Raw genomic sequence first — 14,471 nt, 5'->3', positions numbered from 1 at the left:
TCAGATGTCCTTGACCAATCTCAGCGCATCATAGATCGCGGCGTGGGTGTTGCGCGCGCTGACCGCGTCGCCGATACGGTAGAGGGCAAAAGCCCCGTCAGGGTTGCGCGTGATGTCCTGCGGCTGGCCGTCGATCAGGGCGTCGTAATCCACCGCGCCACCATTGGAGGACAGTGGCTTGAGCTCGAAATACAGATCGTCCATCGGCAGCGTGCCATAGTTCACCACCACCTGATCATAGGTCTTTTCGGTTTTCAGGTCGCTGTAATCCGTACCAATCACGGCCTTGAGCCTGTTGCCGTCGCGGGTCACGTCTAGCAGGCGGCGCGTGACGGTAAAACTCACGTCCTTGTCCTGCAGCGCGCGCATGTAAGGCACGAGGTTCATCGCCATGATGTCGGGCGCAAAGGTGCGGTCGGGCGTCATGATCTCAACCTTTGCCCCGGCATTGGCGGCCACTTCAGCAGCCATGACGCCGGGGTGATCGCCGCTTTCGTCATAGATCAGCACGTTCTGGCCGGGCTTCACGTCGCCGGCGATGATGTCCCAGGCCGTGACGACAAGATCCTGCTCCTTGCCGCTCTCGAAGAGTTCGGTGTTGGGCAGCCCCCCGGTGGCGACGATAACCACGTCGGGGTTCAGGGCGGTGACATCCTCGGCCTCGGCCCAGCTGTTGAAGCGGAATTCGACATCGCGCGCGGCACATTGCGCCATGCGCCAGTCGATGATCGAGATCATCTCGCGGCGGCGCGGGTTCTGCGCGGTCAGGCGGATTTGCCCACCGGGATCGGGCTGCGCCTCGAAAACCGTCACGTCATGGCCCCGCTCGGCAGCGACGCGCGCCGCCTCCAGCCCCGCGGGGCCGGCGCCGACGATCACCACTTTCTTGCGGCTCTCGGCGGGCGCGATCTCGTGCGGCATGGTCAGCTCGCGCCCTGTCGCCGCGTTGTGGATACACAGCGCGTCGCCCGCCTGGTAAATTCGGTCGAGACAGTAGGTCGCGCCGACGCAAGGGCGGATGTCATCTTCGCGCCCTTCCATGATCTTCTTGACCACATGCGGGTCGGCCATATGCGCCCGCGTCATGCCCACCATGTCGAGAAGGCCCGCTGCCACGGCGTGGCGCGCGGTGGCCACGTCGGGGATCTTGGCGGCGTGGAAGGTCGGCATGCCGGTGGCCTGCTTCACCCGTCCGGCAAAATCAAGATGCGGCGCGTTCTTCATGCCCTGGATCGGGATCAGGTCGGTCATCGCCGGGTCGGTGTGGATGCGCCCGCGCACCACGTTGAGAAAATCGACCATGCCCGACGCCGCGAGGCGCTTGGAAATCTCGATCCCGTCCTCTTCGGTGATGCCGCCCGCCTCGGCCTCGTCCGCAGTGTAGCGCAGCCCGACGATGAACTCGTCGCCCACGCGCTTGCGGATGCCGCCCAGGACATCCATCAACAGCTGCATACGGGTGTCGAGGGTCTTGCCGCCATAATGGCCGTCCAGGTCATTGGTCAGAGGCGACCAGAACTGGTCCAGCAGGTGGCCGTAAACCTGCAGTTCGATCCCGTCCATGCCGCCCGCCTTCATCCGTTCGGTGGCATCGGCAAAATCGGTGATGATGCGTTCGATATCCCAGCCTTCGGCCAGCTTCGGAAAGGCCCGGTGCGCCGGCTCGCGGTGTTTCGACGACGAGACCGAAGGCAGCCACGCGCCCTTGTTCCACGCGGTGCGGCGGCCCAGATGCGTCAGCTGGATCATCACCGCGCAGCCGTGATCGTGGCAGGCATCGGTCAGCTTCCGGATCCATGGCACCACCTCGTCCTTGTAGGCGAGGATGTTGTTGAACACCGGCGGGCTGTCCTTGGATACCGCCGCCGAGCCTGCCGTCATTGTCAGCGCCACGCCCGCCTTGGCGCGCTCGGCGTGATAGGCCGCATAGCGCTCCTTCGGCATCCCGTCTTCGGGATAGGCCGGCTCGTGGCTGGTGGTCATGATGCGGTTGCGCAGGGTCAGATGCTTCAGCTGATAGGGCTGGAGAAGAGGATCGGTGGACATGGGCGACTCCGGTTGCTGGCGGGAAGATTCCAGAAATGTTCACTTATGTCAATTTATTGTTCATCAGTGATGATTTTCTTGTTGGGAACGACGCGATGCTGTAATGTGGCGACATGGATACCAATGCGGAAACAACCGAAAAGACAGGGGGTTGGCGCGGCTCACGCAAGGTCTGGCTTGACGCTGCGCGGGAGGCGTTCGTCACGTCTGGCATCGACGCTGTAAAGATCCAGCCATTGGCCTTGCGGCTGAATCTGTCGCGCACCAGCTTTTACTGGTTCTTTCCGGATCGCGCGGCGCTGCTGGACGCGGTTCTCGCGGATTGGGAAGCCACCAACACCAAAAGCCTCGAACGTGCGACGCAGGAATATGCGGAAACCATCGCAGAGGCCGTGCTCAACCTGATCGGGGTGTTTCTGGATGGCGGACCGTTCGAAACGCGTCTTGACCTCGCGGTGCGCGGCTGGGCGCATCAATCCGATGAGGTCGCCGCCCGCGTTCATGCCGCGGACGCCGCCCGCCTAGAGGCCATCCGCACCATGTTCGACCGCTTCGGCTATTCCGCTGGCGAGGCGGATGTTCGCGCCCGCACCGTATACCTGACGCAAATCGGCTACATCTCGATGCAGGTGCGCGAAACGATGGACGAACGCCTGGCCCGCGTGCCGGACTATGTTGCGACATTCACAGGGCGGGCGCCAACCGGGAGCGAAGTCGCCCGGTTCCGTGCGCGTCACGAGGCCCAATAGGCCCGCACATGGCCAATGTTTAATACCAGGCGTCCGGCATCGACGCCTTCTTGCGCGCCATGAAGTCCAGCAGTGCCTCGTCGATCCCTGAATCCAGTGATGGTGCCTCATATGTGCTCAATATCTCTTTCCAGCGGGCGTTGGCCCGTTGCGCAGAGTCGATTTCACCTTGCTCTGACCAGGTCTCGAACGGCTGATCATCATTGAGAGCGCTATCCCAATACGCGGTCTGATAGTGGCGCAGAGTGTGATCTGTGCTGAACAGGTGCTCCCCCGGACCATTCTGCGCAAGGGCGTCAAAGGCCAGAGTGTCCTCGGTGACCTCCATCCCTTTCAGATAGGCATGCAGCGCTCCGGCCATGTCGCAGTCCATCACAAATTTCTCGTAGGACATGGACAGGAGGCCATCAAGGAAGCCCGCCGAGTGCAGAATGAAATTCGCGCCGCCCTGCACGGCCGACATCATCGACATCATGGATTGCTGCATCGCCTGCCCATCGGGCCGCTTGGAGGTGCTGAAATTGCCAGCACAGCGCAGGGGCAGGTTCAGCCGTCTTGCCAGTTGCCCCATGACCAAAGAGCCAAGCGCCGGTTCGGGCGTGCCGAACGTGGGAGACCCCGAACGCAGCGACATCGTGGACATGAAGGCCGCCAGAACCGCAGGCGCGCCGGGCCGCACCAATTGGGTCAGCGCGCACGATGCCATGGATTCCGCCAAACCCTGCGCCACCGAGCCCGCCATCGTCAGCGGTGACACCGCACCGCCCAGCAGGAACGGCAGGTGGATCGAGCCCTGACCTGCCTCGGCATAGGTGCGGATCCCCGCCGTTGTGACCCCATCCAGCACCAGCGGAGAGGTCGTATTGAAGTTCCCCATGATCACGCAATTTTCGTCGACGAAACGCTTCCCGAAAAGAATGCGGCACATCTCGATGCTGTCCGCCGCCCGTTCGGGTGCCGTGATTGATCCCAGGAACGCGCGGTCGGAAAAGCGTATGTGCGCATAAACCATATCGAGGTGGCGCTTGTTCACCGCGACATCGGTCGGCTCGCAGATCGTGCCGCCGGAATGGTGAAGCCAGGGCGAAGACTGCCCGAGTTTCACGAGGTTCTCGAAATCGGCAATGGTGCCGTAGCGGCGCCCGTTGTCGAGGTCCATCACGAAGGGCGACCCATATGAGGGAGCAAAAACCATCGCATCGCCGCCGATCTCCACCGTATTGGCGGGATTGCGCGCGTGCTGCGTAAACCGCGCAGGGGCCGTCTTCAGGATCTCGCGCAGCATGCCTGGCTCGAACTTCACGTTCCAGCTTTCGACGGTTAGCTCGGTCACCTGTGCCCCGGCGTCCCGGTAGAGTCGCATCGCGTCGGCGTCCTCGCGAAGTTCGATCCCGATTTCGGCAAGGATACGGTCTGCGGTCGCCTCGATCCGGCCCAACGCATCATTGCTCAGCAAGTCATAGGTGGGGATGCCACGCGTAATATAGGGCACACGCAGATGCGTGTTCTGACCCGGGACGTTTGTGCGGGAAACCTGCGTACGCTTGCGGCGACCGCGGGTCTTGGGCATGAGCACCTCGTTCATGGCGCGCTCCTGTCAGTTTCAAAGGGGGATGTCAGGTCATCCGACTTTCTGTTGCAAATGAGAGTAGCTGTTCACAAACCGCCCGAACTTGTGCGCACCGCAGGTCACCGGAGCATACCGGGCTGGGTTCTCTGGGCCGATACAGCTCTCCAGCGGCTCGAAGACGGCATCATAGTCGGCGTCGATGAAGAACGGGATGGAATAACGTTCCCGCCCGGATGTGTTCACCACGCGGTGGAGGTTGGCCAGATACAGATCGTTGGTCAGCTTCTGGATCAGGTCGCCGATATTGATCACGAAGGTGCCCGGAATAGGCGTGCCTTCAATCCACTGTCCGTCGCGGTTCATTACTTGCAAGCCGCCCACGTCATCCTGCGCCAGGATCGTCAGGTTGCCATAGTCGGTATGCGCGCCTATGCCGATGGTGCCTTCTGCGATCCTGCCGGTTTGGGGCGGATAGTGCAGCAGCCGCTGGATGCTGATTGGGTTTTGCATCTTTGCGTCGAAATAGTCGGGTGCAAGATCCAGCGACAGGGCCACGCCGCGCAGGAGCTGTTTGGACAGTATCTTCATCGCTTCGTGATAGCCGTAGATGGCGTCGCGAAATGTCGGCATCGCGTCCGGCCATTGGTTAGGACCGAAAAACGGCGTGGCGGTCGGCGGACCTTCCGGGCCGATGTCAAAACATTCCTTAAGATCCTTGGTCTTTCCGGGGTCTGTGTTTTCGCCAAATAGCTCAATATAGCCGCGCAGGGCGGTGTCCGAATTGCTGACATGCAGCGACATCTTGTCTGCTATGGGCAGGTCAAAAAAGCGCGTGCCTGATCAAAGGCCGCATCCACGGTCGACGGTGCGATGCCGTGGTTTTTAACATACATGAAACCCGCATTGGCAAAGGCCCAGCGAATGTCACCCGCAACCTTTTGCGGGTCGCTGCCATCCAGCAAGGGGGCGATGTCGACCACGGGGATGCGATCAAATGATTGACGCTCGGCTCTTAGGGAGTCGTCTAGCTGGGTGATATCTGCAAGTGTCATTGGCGCGTTCCATTGCTAAGCTGCTGCCGCTCAACGTGTTGATGATGCGCTGCTGTGGCAACTGCAGGAAAATTTGCCTTGACTTAGGTCTTCTATCGCATGACCAGAGATCTTGTCATATATACTCTGCTATTCAGGGACATTTGACATCGATGGAATGAGGCCTTTTTGCCCAAACGTCCATATGATCTTCCCCCGATGAACGCGCTGGTCGCCTTTGAGGCAGCGGCCCGACACGAGGGGTTCAAAGCCGCCGCCAAAGAGCTGAACGTCACGCCCGCCGCGATCAGCCATCAGGTCAAGGCATTGGAAGCCGAGCTTCGCTGCCCCCTGTTCCAACGCCACCACAGGGGCGTGAACCTGACGGAAACCGGGGCCTACCTGCTGGTCGCACTGCAACGCGGTTTCGAAGCTATGGGAGATGCTGTCGACCAACTGCGCCAACGGTCCAATCGCGCCTCTGTGACGATACGAGTGACCACGGCGGTCAGTTCTCTATGGTTGACGCCAAAGCTGGCTCAGTTCTGGAAATCGCATGGCGACATTTCCGTTGCGCAGATTGTCAGCGATACAGAACCATTCATACAGGATTGTGATCTGAGCATTCATTACGGCGACATGTCTCGAGACACCGGCACGTGTAGCATCTTGTTCCACGACCGGATCATGGCACTGGCAAGCCCGAATTTCGCTGCGGCCCATCCAATAGGCTCTCCGCAAGATCTCGCGCGGCTGCCACTTATTCACTTCGAATCCGACGTCACCGACTGGACGGACTGGCGAGGCTGGTTTCGCTCTCTGGGGTACGAAGGCCCGATCAAAGCCGGTCACCGGGTCAACAACTATATTATCGCCTTGCAGGCCGCCCGGGACGATATGGGCGCGGTCTTGGGATGGGTCGGATTGACCCAAACCTATATCAATCGCGGGGTCCTATTGCCACTACTGCCCTTAGAAGTTGAAACTGCCGAAGATTTTTATGTCAAACTACACCCTCACGCTACAGATAGGGCGCGTCTTGTTTATGATTGGCTCGTGCAAGCCTCGCCCCGCAGATGATCCAAATTTTTCTTATGATTGGCCTCGACGGCTCCGGACGACTGGGAGCCCTGCGGTCGCTCTCTAGCAATTCTGCGAGATGATGCACCACATTCGGTATCGCCCCTGCCCGGTCACTTCGCGGATCAAACCGCTTGCCTCCATCCACGCCAGATTGCGCTGAACGGCGGCGCGACTGGCTCCAGTCGTCGCCTCAGCCATTGGGGCGGAGACCAAGGGCCACTGAGAGAAAGTTCTTCGCAAGGCAAGCGGCGTGCGACCAGACAATTGCGCCATGACGTTTTCTGCCCAACCCGTCCACGCTTCAATATCGTCAAGTGTTCGCATCGCCGTCAGAATTGCGCTGTTCATCCCATCCAACCAGCGTGCCAAACGTTCGTGGGGCAAGCCAGATGCACGCAGCCCCCCTGCCCCGCCCATAGCGATCGGTGCGAAGATGGCACCGTTTCCATCGCTGGCCGCAATCCTAGACGCGGTGACGGCGGCTTCGATCTGGTCTCCCTGTTGTCCGAGGCCCGCCAGGCTCTAGAGATGAAAGCCCATGCAAGCCCGCGTGATTGGATGCAAGTCGCCCGCAGCCGCCGTGACGTCCAACCATCCGCCGGCGCGATCCTTGAAACGCTCAGCGCTATCTTCAATGTTCTCGGGATCTCGCCGATCTAGGAAAGCGGCCAAGTCGACCTCCGGTCCTGGACCGCCTGTCAGGCGCCGAACAGCCCATCCAACTCTTGCCAGGGCATTTGGGTCATCCTGTGCACCTGAGAGCCGCATCGATACCCAGAGCGCCAGACGATCAGAACTCACCCGATCCCCGTTAAGCCAGCTAAGATCCGCCGCCTCGAGAAGAGCGAGCCGATGCCGCCAGCCTTCCGGGCCGCGCAGCAGCCGGTCATCCAGAGCTCCCAAGCGTCCAGCCACTCTTGCCAGTCGCGCAGCGTTAACGCCTTCTGCCTTTGCCCAGTCTTTGATGACAGCAGTGTCTGGCGGTTCCGCCCGAGGCCCGGGAGGCAAATCATCCGGTTCTTCCTCGAGTGGCCCGGGCAGAAACCAGAGTTCCTCTTCGTGAGCCTCTTCATCCTCCTCGATTGTGATGAGGGGGTTATCGAAATCATCAGTCAAAGCGGATGCTTTAAGCTTCATATGTGCAAAATACTGTTCTTTTGCACATTACCCAAGTGATTTTGTGGCGGCTGCCTTCGCTCTTTATATAGTATGCGCGCGCGACTGCCGGTGGAACCTCTCAGATCGCCCTCAGCGCAAGGAAACCAAGGGCTTTTGGACGAACACGACGAGAGAGCACTTGCTTGCATTCGTTTACAAATGGTCGATTGATGACGTGATCCGCAATTGCAAAGAGCCAGAGAAAGGGAAGCCCGGGTGCCGGGCTTGAAAGGATAGAGAGAGGCTCATCCGGGTCCGGCGTGACAAGGACCCTGACCATGGCCAAGACCACGACCCGACCGAAACCCGTCCCCTCCCAGAAAACCGAAGCTACCGGATCGGCAACGCCTGACGGCGCTGCCGACATCCGGATGATCCCGCTCGACCAACTGGAGCCCAGCTCGCTCAACGTCCGCAAAGTGCCCGCCAGCACCAGCGACGACGCTGAGCTTCTTGCCAGCATTCGCGAGACCGGTATCAAGCAGAACCTGGTGGTGCATGCGCTGTCTGAGACACGTTTTGCGGTCGATGCCGGCGGTCGTCGCCTCAAGGCTCTGAAGCAGCTTGCCGAAGACGGCGTGATCCCCGCCGATCACCTGGTGCCCTGCCTCGTCGAGGACGAACGCAACGCCATCCTCACCTCTGCCACGGAAAACCTTCAGCGCGCGGCGATGCACCCGGCCGACCAATTCGAAGCCTTTGACATGATGATCGGCGAGGGGCGCAGCGAGGACGAAGTAGCGCTCAAATTCGGCGTCTCCGTCGACCTGGTGCGCCGTCGCCTCAAACTCGCCCGTGTCGCGCCCGAAATCATCGAGCAGTTCCGCGCGGGCGATCTGACCCTCGAATGCGTGATGGCGTTTACGCTGACCGACGACCACGATCGCCAACTGACAGTCTGGAATGCAGTGAAAGGCGGCTATCACATCCATCCGCAGAGCATCAAACGCCAACTGACCGAAACCGCGCATTCGGCGAACTCGGCGCTCGGGCGTTTTGTCGGCATCGAAGCTTATGAGGCAGCGGGCGGGATTCTGCTGCGGGATCTCTTTGACGATCGCGCCAGCGCCCATATGGAAAACCCCGACCTCTTGGAGCGCCTCGCCATCGAGAAGCTCCAGGCTGCGGCCAAACCCTTCGAAGGGACGTGGAAATGGGTCGAGGTGCACCTCTCGGTGGATTACGGCGCGTTTCGCAGTTTCGGGAGGGTCTATCCGCAGGATGTCGATCCCGATCCTGACCTGCTTGCCGAAGAGGAGCGTCTCATCGCGCGTGAGGAAGAACTGGCGGCACAGAACGACGGTGAGGACTGGTCTGAGGCTGAGACCGAAGAATATTACGCGATCGAGCCGCGGCTCCGCGAGATTGAGGCCCTGCAGCGCGAGCGGCAACCCTATGCTGACGCAGATCGCGCCATTGCGGGCGTGGTTCTGACCATCGGCCATGACGGCGCGCTGCGGGTCGAGAAAGGCCTGGTGCGGCCCGAAGATATTCCCACCGCACCCGAGCCGGACGAGGATAGTGCTGATGCGAGTGATGCCCACTCCCCTGCCCGGCCGCATGTGACGCCGCCGACATCATCGTCGCCGGTGCCGACCTCCGATCCGGCGGCCACTTTGCGCAAGGCTGACGGGATTTCGGCAAGCTTGGCCGACGATCTGCGCGCCACCCGTCAGCACATCCTGCGGGCGCATCTGGCGGCGGATTTCGAGGTGGCGTTCGATGCGATGCTCTATGCGCTCTGCGAACAGGCTTTGGGGCGATCCTACAACAACGAAGCGCTCGACATCTCGATCCGTCCCTTCCAGGCGCAAAATCGCGAGGTGCTGCATGCCGATACCGTCGCCCAGAAGATGCTCGAGGCGCTGGAACAAGACCTCGCCACCGACTGGATGAAGCTGGAGAAACCAGAGGACTTCCGGGCGATGTCGGCGTTGCCCATTGCGGACAAGCAAGCACTTTTCGCCTGGGCAGCGGGTCTGGCGGTCAAGCCGCAACTCTCCTCCGACAATCGCCCCACCTCGATCATCGAGGAGATCGGCGCGCGCCTTGATGTCGATGTGGCGGCCTGCTGGCGACCAACCGCGCAGAACTACTGGGGCCGGGTCAACAAGGGGTACGCGGTGGCTATGGCGCGCAAGCTGATTGGTGATGATTACGCCGAAGATCGCAACCGCGAGCGCAAGGGCGATATCGCGGCCGCGATGGAGCGGGCTTTCGCGGAAACCGCCGGCGAGACGGAAGGTTTCGACGCCGCAACGGTTGCAAAGACGACGCGTTGGCTGCCCGAWGGGATGGTGTTTGCTGGTTCGTCCGATGCTGACGTCGATCTCAAAAGCGATGCAGGCGAAGCCGAACGGTCCAGAACCGAGCCCGGTGAGGATGCCATGTCCGATATGGACGACGAACCGGATGCCTTGCCCGCCTTCCTCAGCAGTGATGCCGCCTGAGACCCAGGCGCCGCTCTGAAACCTGACTGACCCATGGGCCGTCCTCGCGCAGAGGGCGGCCCTATCCGACTGACGGGTTTCACACAGCCGGTGTCGGATCGGCTGGCCCGTCGCGGAGAATTCTCATGACGACCACACTCGATCTCGACCCCGTAAAGGAAGCCTCACTGATCGCCGGGCAGAACGATGCGTTTCGCCACTCGATCCTCGGGACTACCCCTGTCACGGATGCCCCGCAGGGCCAGTTCGTGATGACGCGCGGCGTTGCAGAACTCGGGCTGGAAGCGCGGTTGGAGCTCACCCGCCGCGTTGCGGCCTTCGACGCGTTCACCAACGACAGCGACCCCCATGGCTGGCATGAGATGGGCGTCATTGATTTCGAGGAGACCACGGTTTGGTTCAAACTCGACTTGTATGACGTCGATTACACCTATGGCTCGCCCGAGCCCTCGGATCCTGCGCAGACGCGTCGCGTCCTGACCCTGCTTCTGCCGTCGGAGTACTGACGCCCCTCTTCTCCAACATCACCTCGGGCCGCCCTTGCACAAAGGGCGGTCCTTTCGCGCTGACGGGTTCCAAGGGGCGCGATACCCGCGTTCTGCCCGTCGGAGGAGACCAGAGATGGCCAAGACACTCGACTACCAGATCACTCTCTATCCCGCGCATCGTGACGGCGCCTTCGTTGTCACCCAGTTCCAGATGATGGCGAGCTACCCCGAGAAACGCATCCAGGCCGCGGGCATGGACGATCTGATCGACAAGGTGACGCAGTTCGCCATGGAGCATGGCGAGAGCTGCAGCGCCTCGGTGCGCTGCCTCGCCCCGCGCAAACCGCCGGGGTTCAAGCGCGCGACCGAGAACCTGTATTTCAACCTGGTTGACCGGACGGCTGAGAAACGCGGAGACGCTGCGGCCTGCCCCCCCACAGGAAACCTCCGGGGCGGCCTCGCGTAACGGTCGCCCTACCCTTCCCTCAACTCCAAAGGATCAAAGACATGACACAAGTGAATGATTTCTACGCACAGATGCTGGAAGCCCAGCAACGCGCCACCGAGCAGAGGGTTGAGACCCGTGCCGCCCTTCTCACCGAGCTACGTGCCATCGGCGTGACCAGCATCGAGGTGCGATACGAGGGCTACGGCGATTCCGGCAATGTCGAGGACGTTGTCGTGGCGCCTGACACGATCGCTCTCTCAGAAGAGCTGCGCCGCCGCGTCGAAGATTTCGGCTGGGATTTCGCCTATGCGCTGAGCCCTGGGTTCGAGAACAACGAGGGGGGCTATGGCGAACTGACCTGGGCGCTCGAGACTGACAAGATCGATGTCAGTCATTCGAACCGGTACATCGAGACCAACACCACCGAACACGAGGGGCTTTGATATGGCGCATCCCCTCCATCACGCCGAAAGCTCAGCCCGAAAGTTTGGCGGTGTGCCAGATGACTATCAGTTCGTGCATGACTGGTTCGACTCATCCAAAGAGCACCTAGGTCTCTTTGTTCACAGAGCACATCGTCACCATGCCTTAGGGGTATTTGAAGCCGAACGCCATTTCGGTCGCAGCCTGATCAACAGCGCGGGCCGGGTTGTCCCGATCCGCTGGATCGGCGAGCAGCATGTGCGCGAAGACTGCCAAGGACGCATCCCGTCGCTGGCGGACTGGCTCGGGCGCATCCAGCCAGAGCCGTGGATGGCCAATGGCCGGATCGACAACGACCCGACACAGATTGTCGGCGATCCGCGTGCGGCCTGGACCCTCGCGGTTGCCAATCATCAGACCATTCTCGGTTTTGAAGACTGGCTTCTGAAAGTCTCGGTCGAGCACGTTCAGCATCGCCAGAACCGCACCGCCGCCTGATCCGCCGGGCGGCGGCCTCACCAACAAACGCATCTCATCCAGATCGACCCGCCTGCGCCCTATCAGCCTGGCGGGTCGATTGCGTTTCAAGAAAGGACATCGACATGCACGACCCTGTCTATGAGGAGGCCCACCAGGGCCACATTGTCAAAATTTACTATGATCCCGATACTGAGAGCCCACGGGAGTGGTCCAACCTCGGCACGCTGATCTGCTGGCATCGGCGCTATCGGCTTGGCGACGGCCATCAGTTCGACAGTCCCGAGGCGTTTCTGCGCGACCTCGCGGGTGTCTCAGCGCAGAGCGACCACTCGATGGACCAGCTGCGCGAGCGCGCCGAGCGCGAGGCGATCATCTTGCCCGTGTTTCTTTACGACCATTCCGGGCTCGCGATGAACACCATCGGGTTTCATTGCCCGTGGGACTCCGGGCAGGTCGGCTATGTCTATGTGACGCTCGAGGCGGTTCGGACGGAGTTCGGCGTGAAACGCGTCACCAAGGCGCTGCGTGAAAAGACTGAAGACATCCTGCGCGCTGAAATCGTCAGCTACGACGCCTATCTTGGCGGGCGGGTCTATGGCTATGTCATCGAGCGTGACGGCGAGGAGCTCGACGCCTGCTGGGGCTTCTTCGGCGACTATGAGCTGGACTGCCTGTCCGAGGCACGAGCGTTTGTAGACCATCTCGTTTTACAGGCGAGATCCAGAGCCGTCGCCGCCGAAGAACCGGGCGCAAGCCCACCTCCGAGTTGAAATGCGCGAAATACTCATATATGTTATTCATGCGTATTTCGGAGGTGAGTATGGCAAGCACAAGCGTCACACTGGGCCCCCATTGGGACGAGTTCATTGCCCTGATGTTGAAGGAAGGGCGCTACGGGTCAACCAGCGAGTTGATCCGCGCCTCCTTGCGCCTGATGGAAGAACAGGAAGGTCAGCGGGCGCGGCTTCGCGTTGCGTTGATGGAGGGCAAGCAATCCGGCGACTCTGGTCTGCTCGATATGGATGCGATCAAGCGCGAGGCGCGGAGCCGCTCCGGCGCTTCTGATGCGTGACATCCATCTCTCCGAAGCGGCTAAATCCGATCTCGTCGATATCTGGGTCGAGACAGATCGGCACTGGGGCGAGGCGCAGGCGGACCGCTATCTCGACGACATCGAGCGTGCCCTGAAGGGGCTGATCGCCAATCCTCAAATGGGGTCGGACTGCTCCGATCTCCTGCAGGGTGCGCGTAAACTGATCACGGGCCGGCACCTCGTTTTCTATGAGGTGGACCCGGACAGGATATTCGTGATCCGGGTGCTGCATCAATCGATGGACGTGCCGCGCCATCTGCGGCCGTCCTGACGCCGGGCGAATTCGCACCGGGGCTTTGCCATGAAAGAGCGAGAGGCAGGGCGGGAGGGGTGACCCCTCCCGGGTGAGAGAGTGCGCGCGGGGCTTGGGGCCAACCCTCAACCCCGGAGATTGCCGATGAACGCTCACCCCCATTCCGCCCCGCTTGCATGCCTTGCCGAGGCCCCTGCCCTGCCCACGGCTGCAGGTTTTGCTCAACACCTGATGCAGGCTGCAACTGCCCTCGTCCCCATGTTCGAGGCGGGCTCAGCGATCGACGCCGCCATTCTTCGCGCCGCGATGGAGGAGGCTTTCGGCGCGAGTGACACCAGCGGGGCCTGGGTCTGGAAGGATGCCTATGAGGCCGCCGAGATCGCCCAGATCCAGATGCTTGCGCGCTATGGCGCGCTGATGCAGCGCCAAGCGGCCTCGCCGCAAACCTTTCTCTCCATGATCGAGCGTCTCGCTGGTCTGGCCCCGTCTCACACGCGACGTTCTGAGGACAGCGTGCGCCTGCAACAATTCTCAACCCCTTTGCCCCTTGCCGCCATTGTTGCGCAGGCAGCGGGGTTTCGGGCCGACGATCTGGTGCTCGAACCTTCGTCCGGCACCGGCATGCTGGCCATCTTCGCTCGAATTGCGGGTGCGCGCGTGGCGCTGAATGAACTCGCCGAAACGCGACGCGCCCTGCTGGAAAACCTGTTCCCCGGATCCGTCGTATCAGGTCACGACGCCGCTTCGATCGACGATCGCCTCAATCGTTCCATCACGCCCACTGTCATCGTGATGAACCCACCGTTTTCTGCTGCCAACCATGTCGAGGGCAAGTTCCGGCAGGCCACCAGTCAGCACGTTTTGTCCGCCTTGGCACGCATTGCGCCGGGCGGACGTCTTGTCGTCATCACTGGCGAAAGCTTCCGTCCTTCCACGAAATCCTTCCAGTCGACGTTTCAGCGGATCGCACAAAGCGCCGATGTGGTGTTTTCCGCCGCCATCGACGGCAAGGTCTTCGCGCGGCATGGCACGACGATCGACACCCGGCTCACAGTGATCGACAAGCGCGCGGATGGCGCTAAAGAGGCAGCACCCGTCGAAAGCGAGACCGCCTACCATCCGCTCTGCACTACCACGTCCGATCTCCTCACCGCAGTTCTCACCCATTGCCCCGAACGCCGCAGCCCACGCCGCAGCCC

Annotated in this window: 13 protein-coding genes and 3 pseudogenes; 11 read left to right on the top strand and 5 right to left on the bottom strand. The window is 61.3% G+C overall.

What is annotated here, in order from left to right; genetic code table 11:
* The gene (locus GKC28_RS21490; protein ID WP_174149035.1) at nt 1-2,046 is read right to left on the bottom strand and encodes an NADH:flavin oxidoreductase; all 2,046 of its coding nucleotides are present in this window, start codon (nt 2,044-2,046) and stop codon (nt 1-3) included.
* A gap of 113 nt (nt 2,047-2,159) precedes the next feature.
* Here GKC28_RS21490 and GKC28_RS21485 point away from each other — a divergent pair, with 113 nt between their 5' ends.
* Complete coding sequence (locus GKC28_RS21485) at nt 2,160-2,795, top strand: TetR/AcrR family transcriptional regulator (RefSeq protein ID WP_174149034.1); 636 nt, start codon at nt 2,160-2,162, stop codon at nt 2,793-2,795.
* A gap of 19 nt (nt 2,796-2,814) precedes the next feature.
* Here GKC28_RS21485 and GKC28_RS21480 read toward each other — a convergent pair whose 3' ends face one another.
* The 3 genes and pseudogenes from GKC28_RS21480 to GKC28_RS26530 all read right to left on the bottom strand — a co-directional run.
* The gene (locus tag GKC28_RS21480) at nt 2,815-4,380 is read right to left on the bottom strand and encodes a trimethylamine methyltransferase family protein (protein WP_174149033.1); all 1,566 of its coding nucleotides are present in this window, start codon (nt 4,378-4,380) and stop codon (nt 2,815-2,817) included.
* A gap of 36 nt (nt 4,381-4,416) precedes the next feature.
* A complete protein-coding gene (locus GKC28_RS26535; RefSeq protein ID WP_254604338.1) occupies nt 4,417-4,875 on the bottom strand; it encodes an isopenicillin N synthase family oxygenase in 459 nt (152 codons plus the stop codon).
* A 183-nt stretch (nt 4,876-5,058) separates the two neighbouring features.
* Nucleotides 5,059-5,417 (bottom strand): annotated as a pseudogene (locus GKC28_RS26530) (2-oxoglutarate and iron-dependent oxygenase domain-containing protein); the annotation flags it as partial.
* A 198-nt stretch (nt 5,418-5,615) separates the two neighbouring features.
* On the opposite strand from GKC28_RS26530, the gene GKC28_RS21470 reads away from it, so the two are divergent.
* On the top strand, nt 5,616-6,476 hold the full coding sequence (locus tag GKC28_RS21470) for a LysR family transcriptional regulator (protein ID WP_217434170.1): 861 nt from the start codon (nt 5,616-5,618) through the stop codon (nt 6,474-6,476).
* A 63-nt stretch (nt 6,477-6,539) separates the two neighbouring features.
* Here the strand turns inward: GKC28_RS21470 and GKC28_RS21465 are convergent.
* Nucleotides 6,540-7,616 (bottom strand): annotated as a pseudogene (locus tag GKC28_RS21465) (helix-turn-helix domain-containing protein).
* A gap of 299 nt (nt 7,617-7,915) precedes the next feature.
* Here GKC28_RS21465 and GKC28_RS21460 point away from each other — a divergent pair.
* The 9 genes and pseudogenes from GKC28_RS21460 to GKC28_RS21420 form a co-directional block, all read left to right on the top strand.
* Nucleotides 7,916-10,087, top strand: a complete 2,172-nt coding sequence (locus tag GKC28_RS21460; protein ID WP_174149031.1) for a ParB/RepB/Spo0J family partition protein — start codon at nt 7,916-7,918, stop codon at nt 10,085-10,087.
* Nucleotides 10,088-10,212: 125 nt separating this feature from the next.
* Nucleotides 10,213-10,593, top strand: a complete 381-nt coding sequence (locus tag GKC28_RS21455) for a DUF3768 domain-containing protein (protein WP_174149030.1) — start codon at nt 10,213-10,215, stop codon at nt 10,591-10,593.
* Nucleotides 10,594-10,708: 115 nt separating this feature from the next.
* Nucleotides 10,709-11,041, top strand: coding sequence for a hypothetical protein (locus GKC28_RS21450; RefSeq protein WP_174149029.1), 333 nt, complete (start codon nt 10,709-10,711; stop codon nt 11,039-11,041).
* Nucleotides 11,042-11,082: 41 nt separating this feature from the next.
* Entirely contained in the window at nt 11,083-11,466 is a 384-nt protein-coding gene (locus tag GKC28_RS21445) for a DUF6878 family protein (RefSeq protein WP_174149028.1), read from the top strand.
* Between the two features lies 1 nt (nt 11,467).
* Nucleotides 11,468-11,944 carry a hypothetical protein gene (locus tag GKC28_RS21440; protein WP_174149027.1) on the top strand — a complete coding sequence of 159 codons (477 nt, stop codon included), beginning with the start codon at nt 11,468-11,470 and terminating at the stop codon, nt 11,942-11,944.
* 104 nt (nt 11,945-12,048) lie between these two features.
* A complete protein-coding gene (locus GKC28_RS21435) occupies nt 12,049-12,696 on the top strand; it encodes a hypothetical protein (RefSeq protein ID WP_174149026.1) in 648 nt (215 codons plus the stop codon).
* Nucleotides 12,697-12,746: 50 nt separating this feature from the next.
* Complete coding sequence (locus GKC28_RS21430; protein WP_174149025.1) at nt 12,747-12,998, top strand: type II toxin-antitoxin system ParD family antitoxin; 252 nt, start codon at nt 12,747-12,749, stop codon at nt 12,996-12,998.
* Nucleotides 12,991-13,290 (top strand): type II toxin-antitoxin system RelE/ParE family toxin, encoded by a 300-nt coding sequence (locus GKC28_RS21425; protein WP_174149024.1) that lies wholly within the window; start codon nt 12,991-12,993, stop codon nt 13,288-13,290. Before GKC28_RS21430 ends, GKC28_RS21425 begins: the two co-directional genes overlap by 8 nt.
* A 126-nt stretch (nt 13,291-13,416) precedes the next feature.
* Nucleotides 13,417-14,471, top strand: a pseudogene (locus GKC28_RS21420) (methylase); the annotation flags it as partial.

The organism is Leisingera sp. ANG59 (assembly GCF_013317235.1).
GTDB lineage: Bacteria > Pseudomonadota > Alphaproteobacteria > Rhodobacterales > Rhodobacteraceae > Leisingera.
The sequence above is the reverse complement of the archived record's forward strand: the minus strand, read 5'-3'. Positions and strand labels throughout refer to the sequence as shown.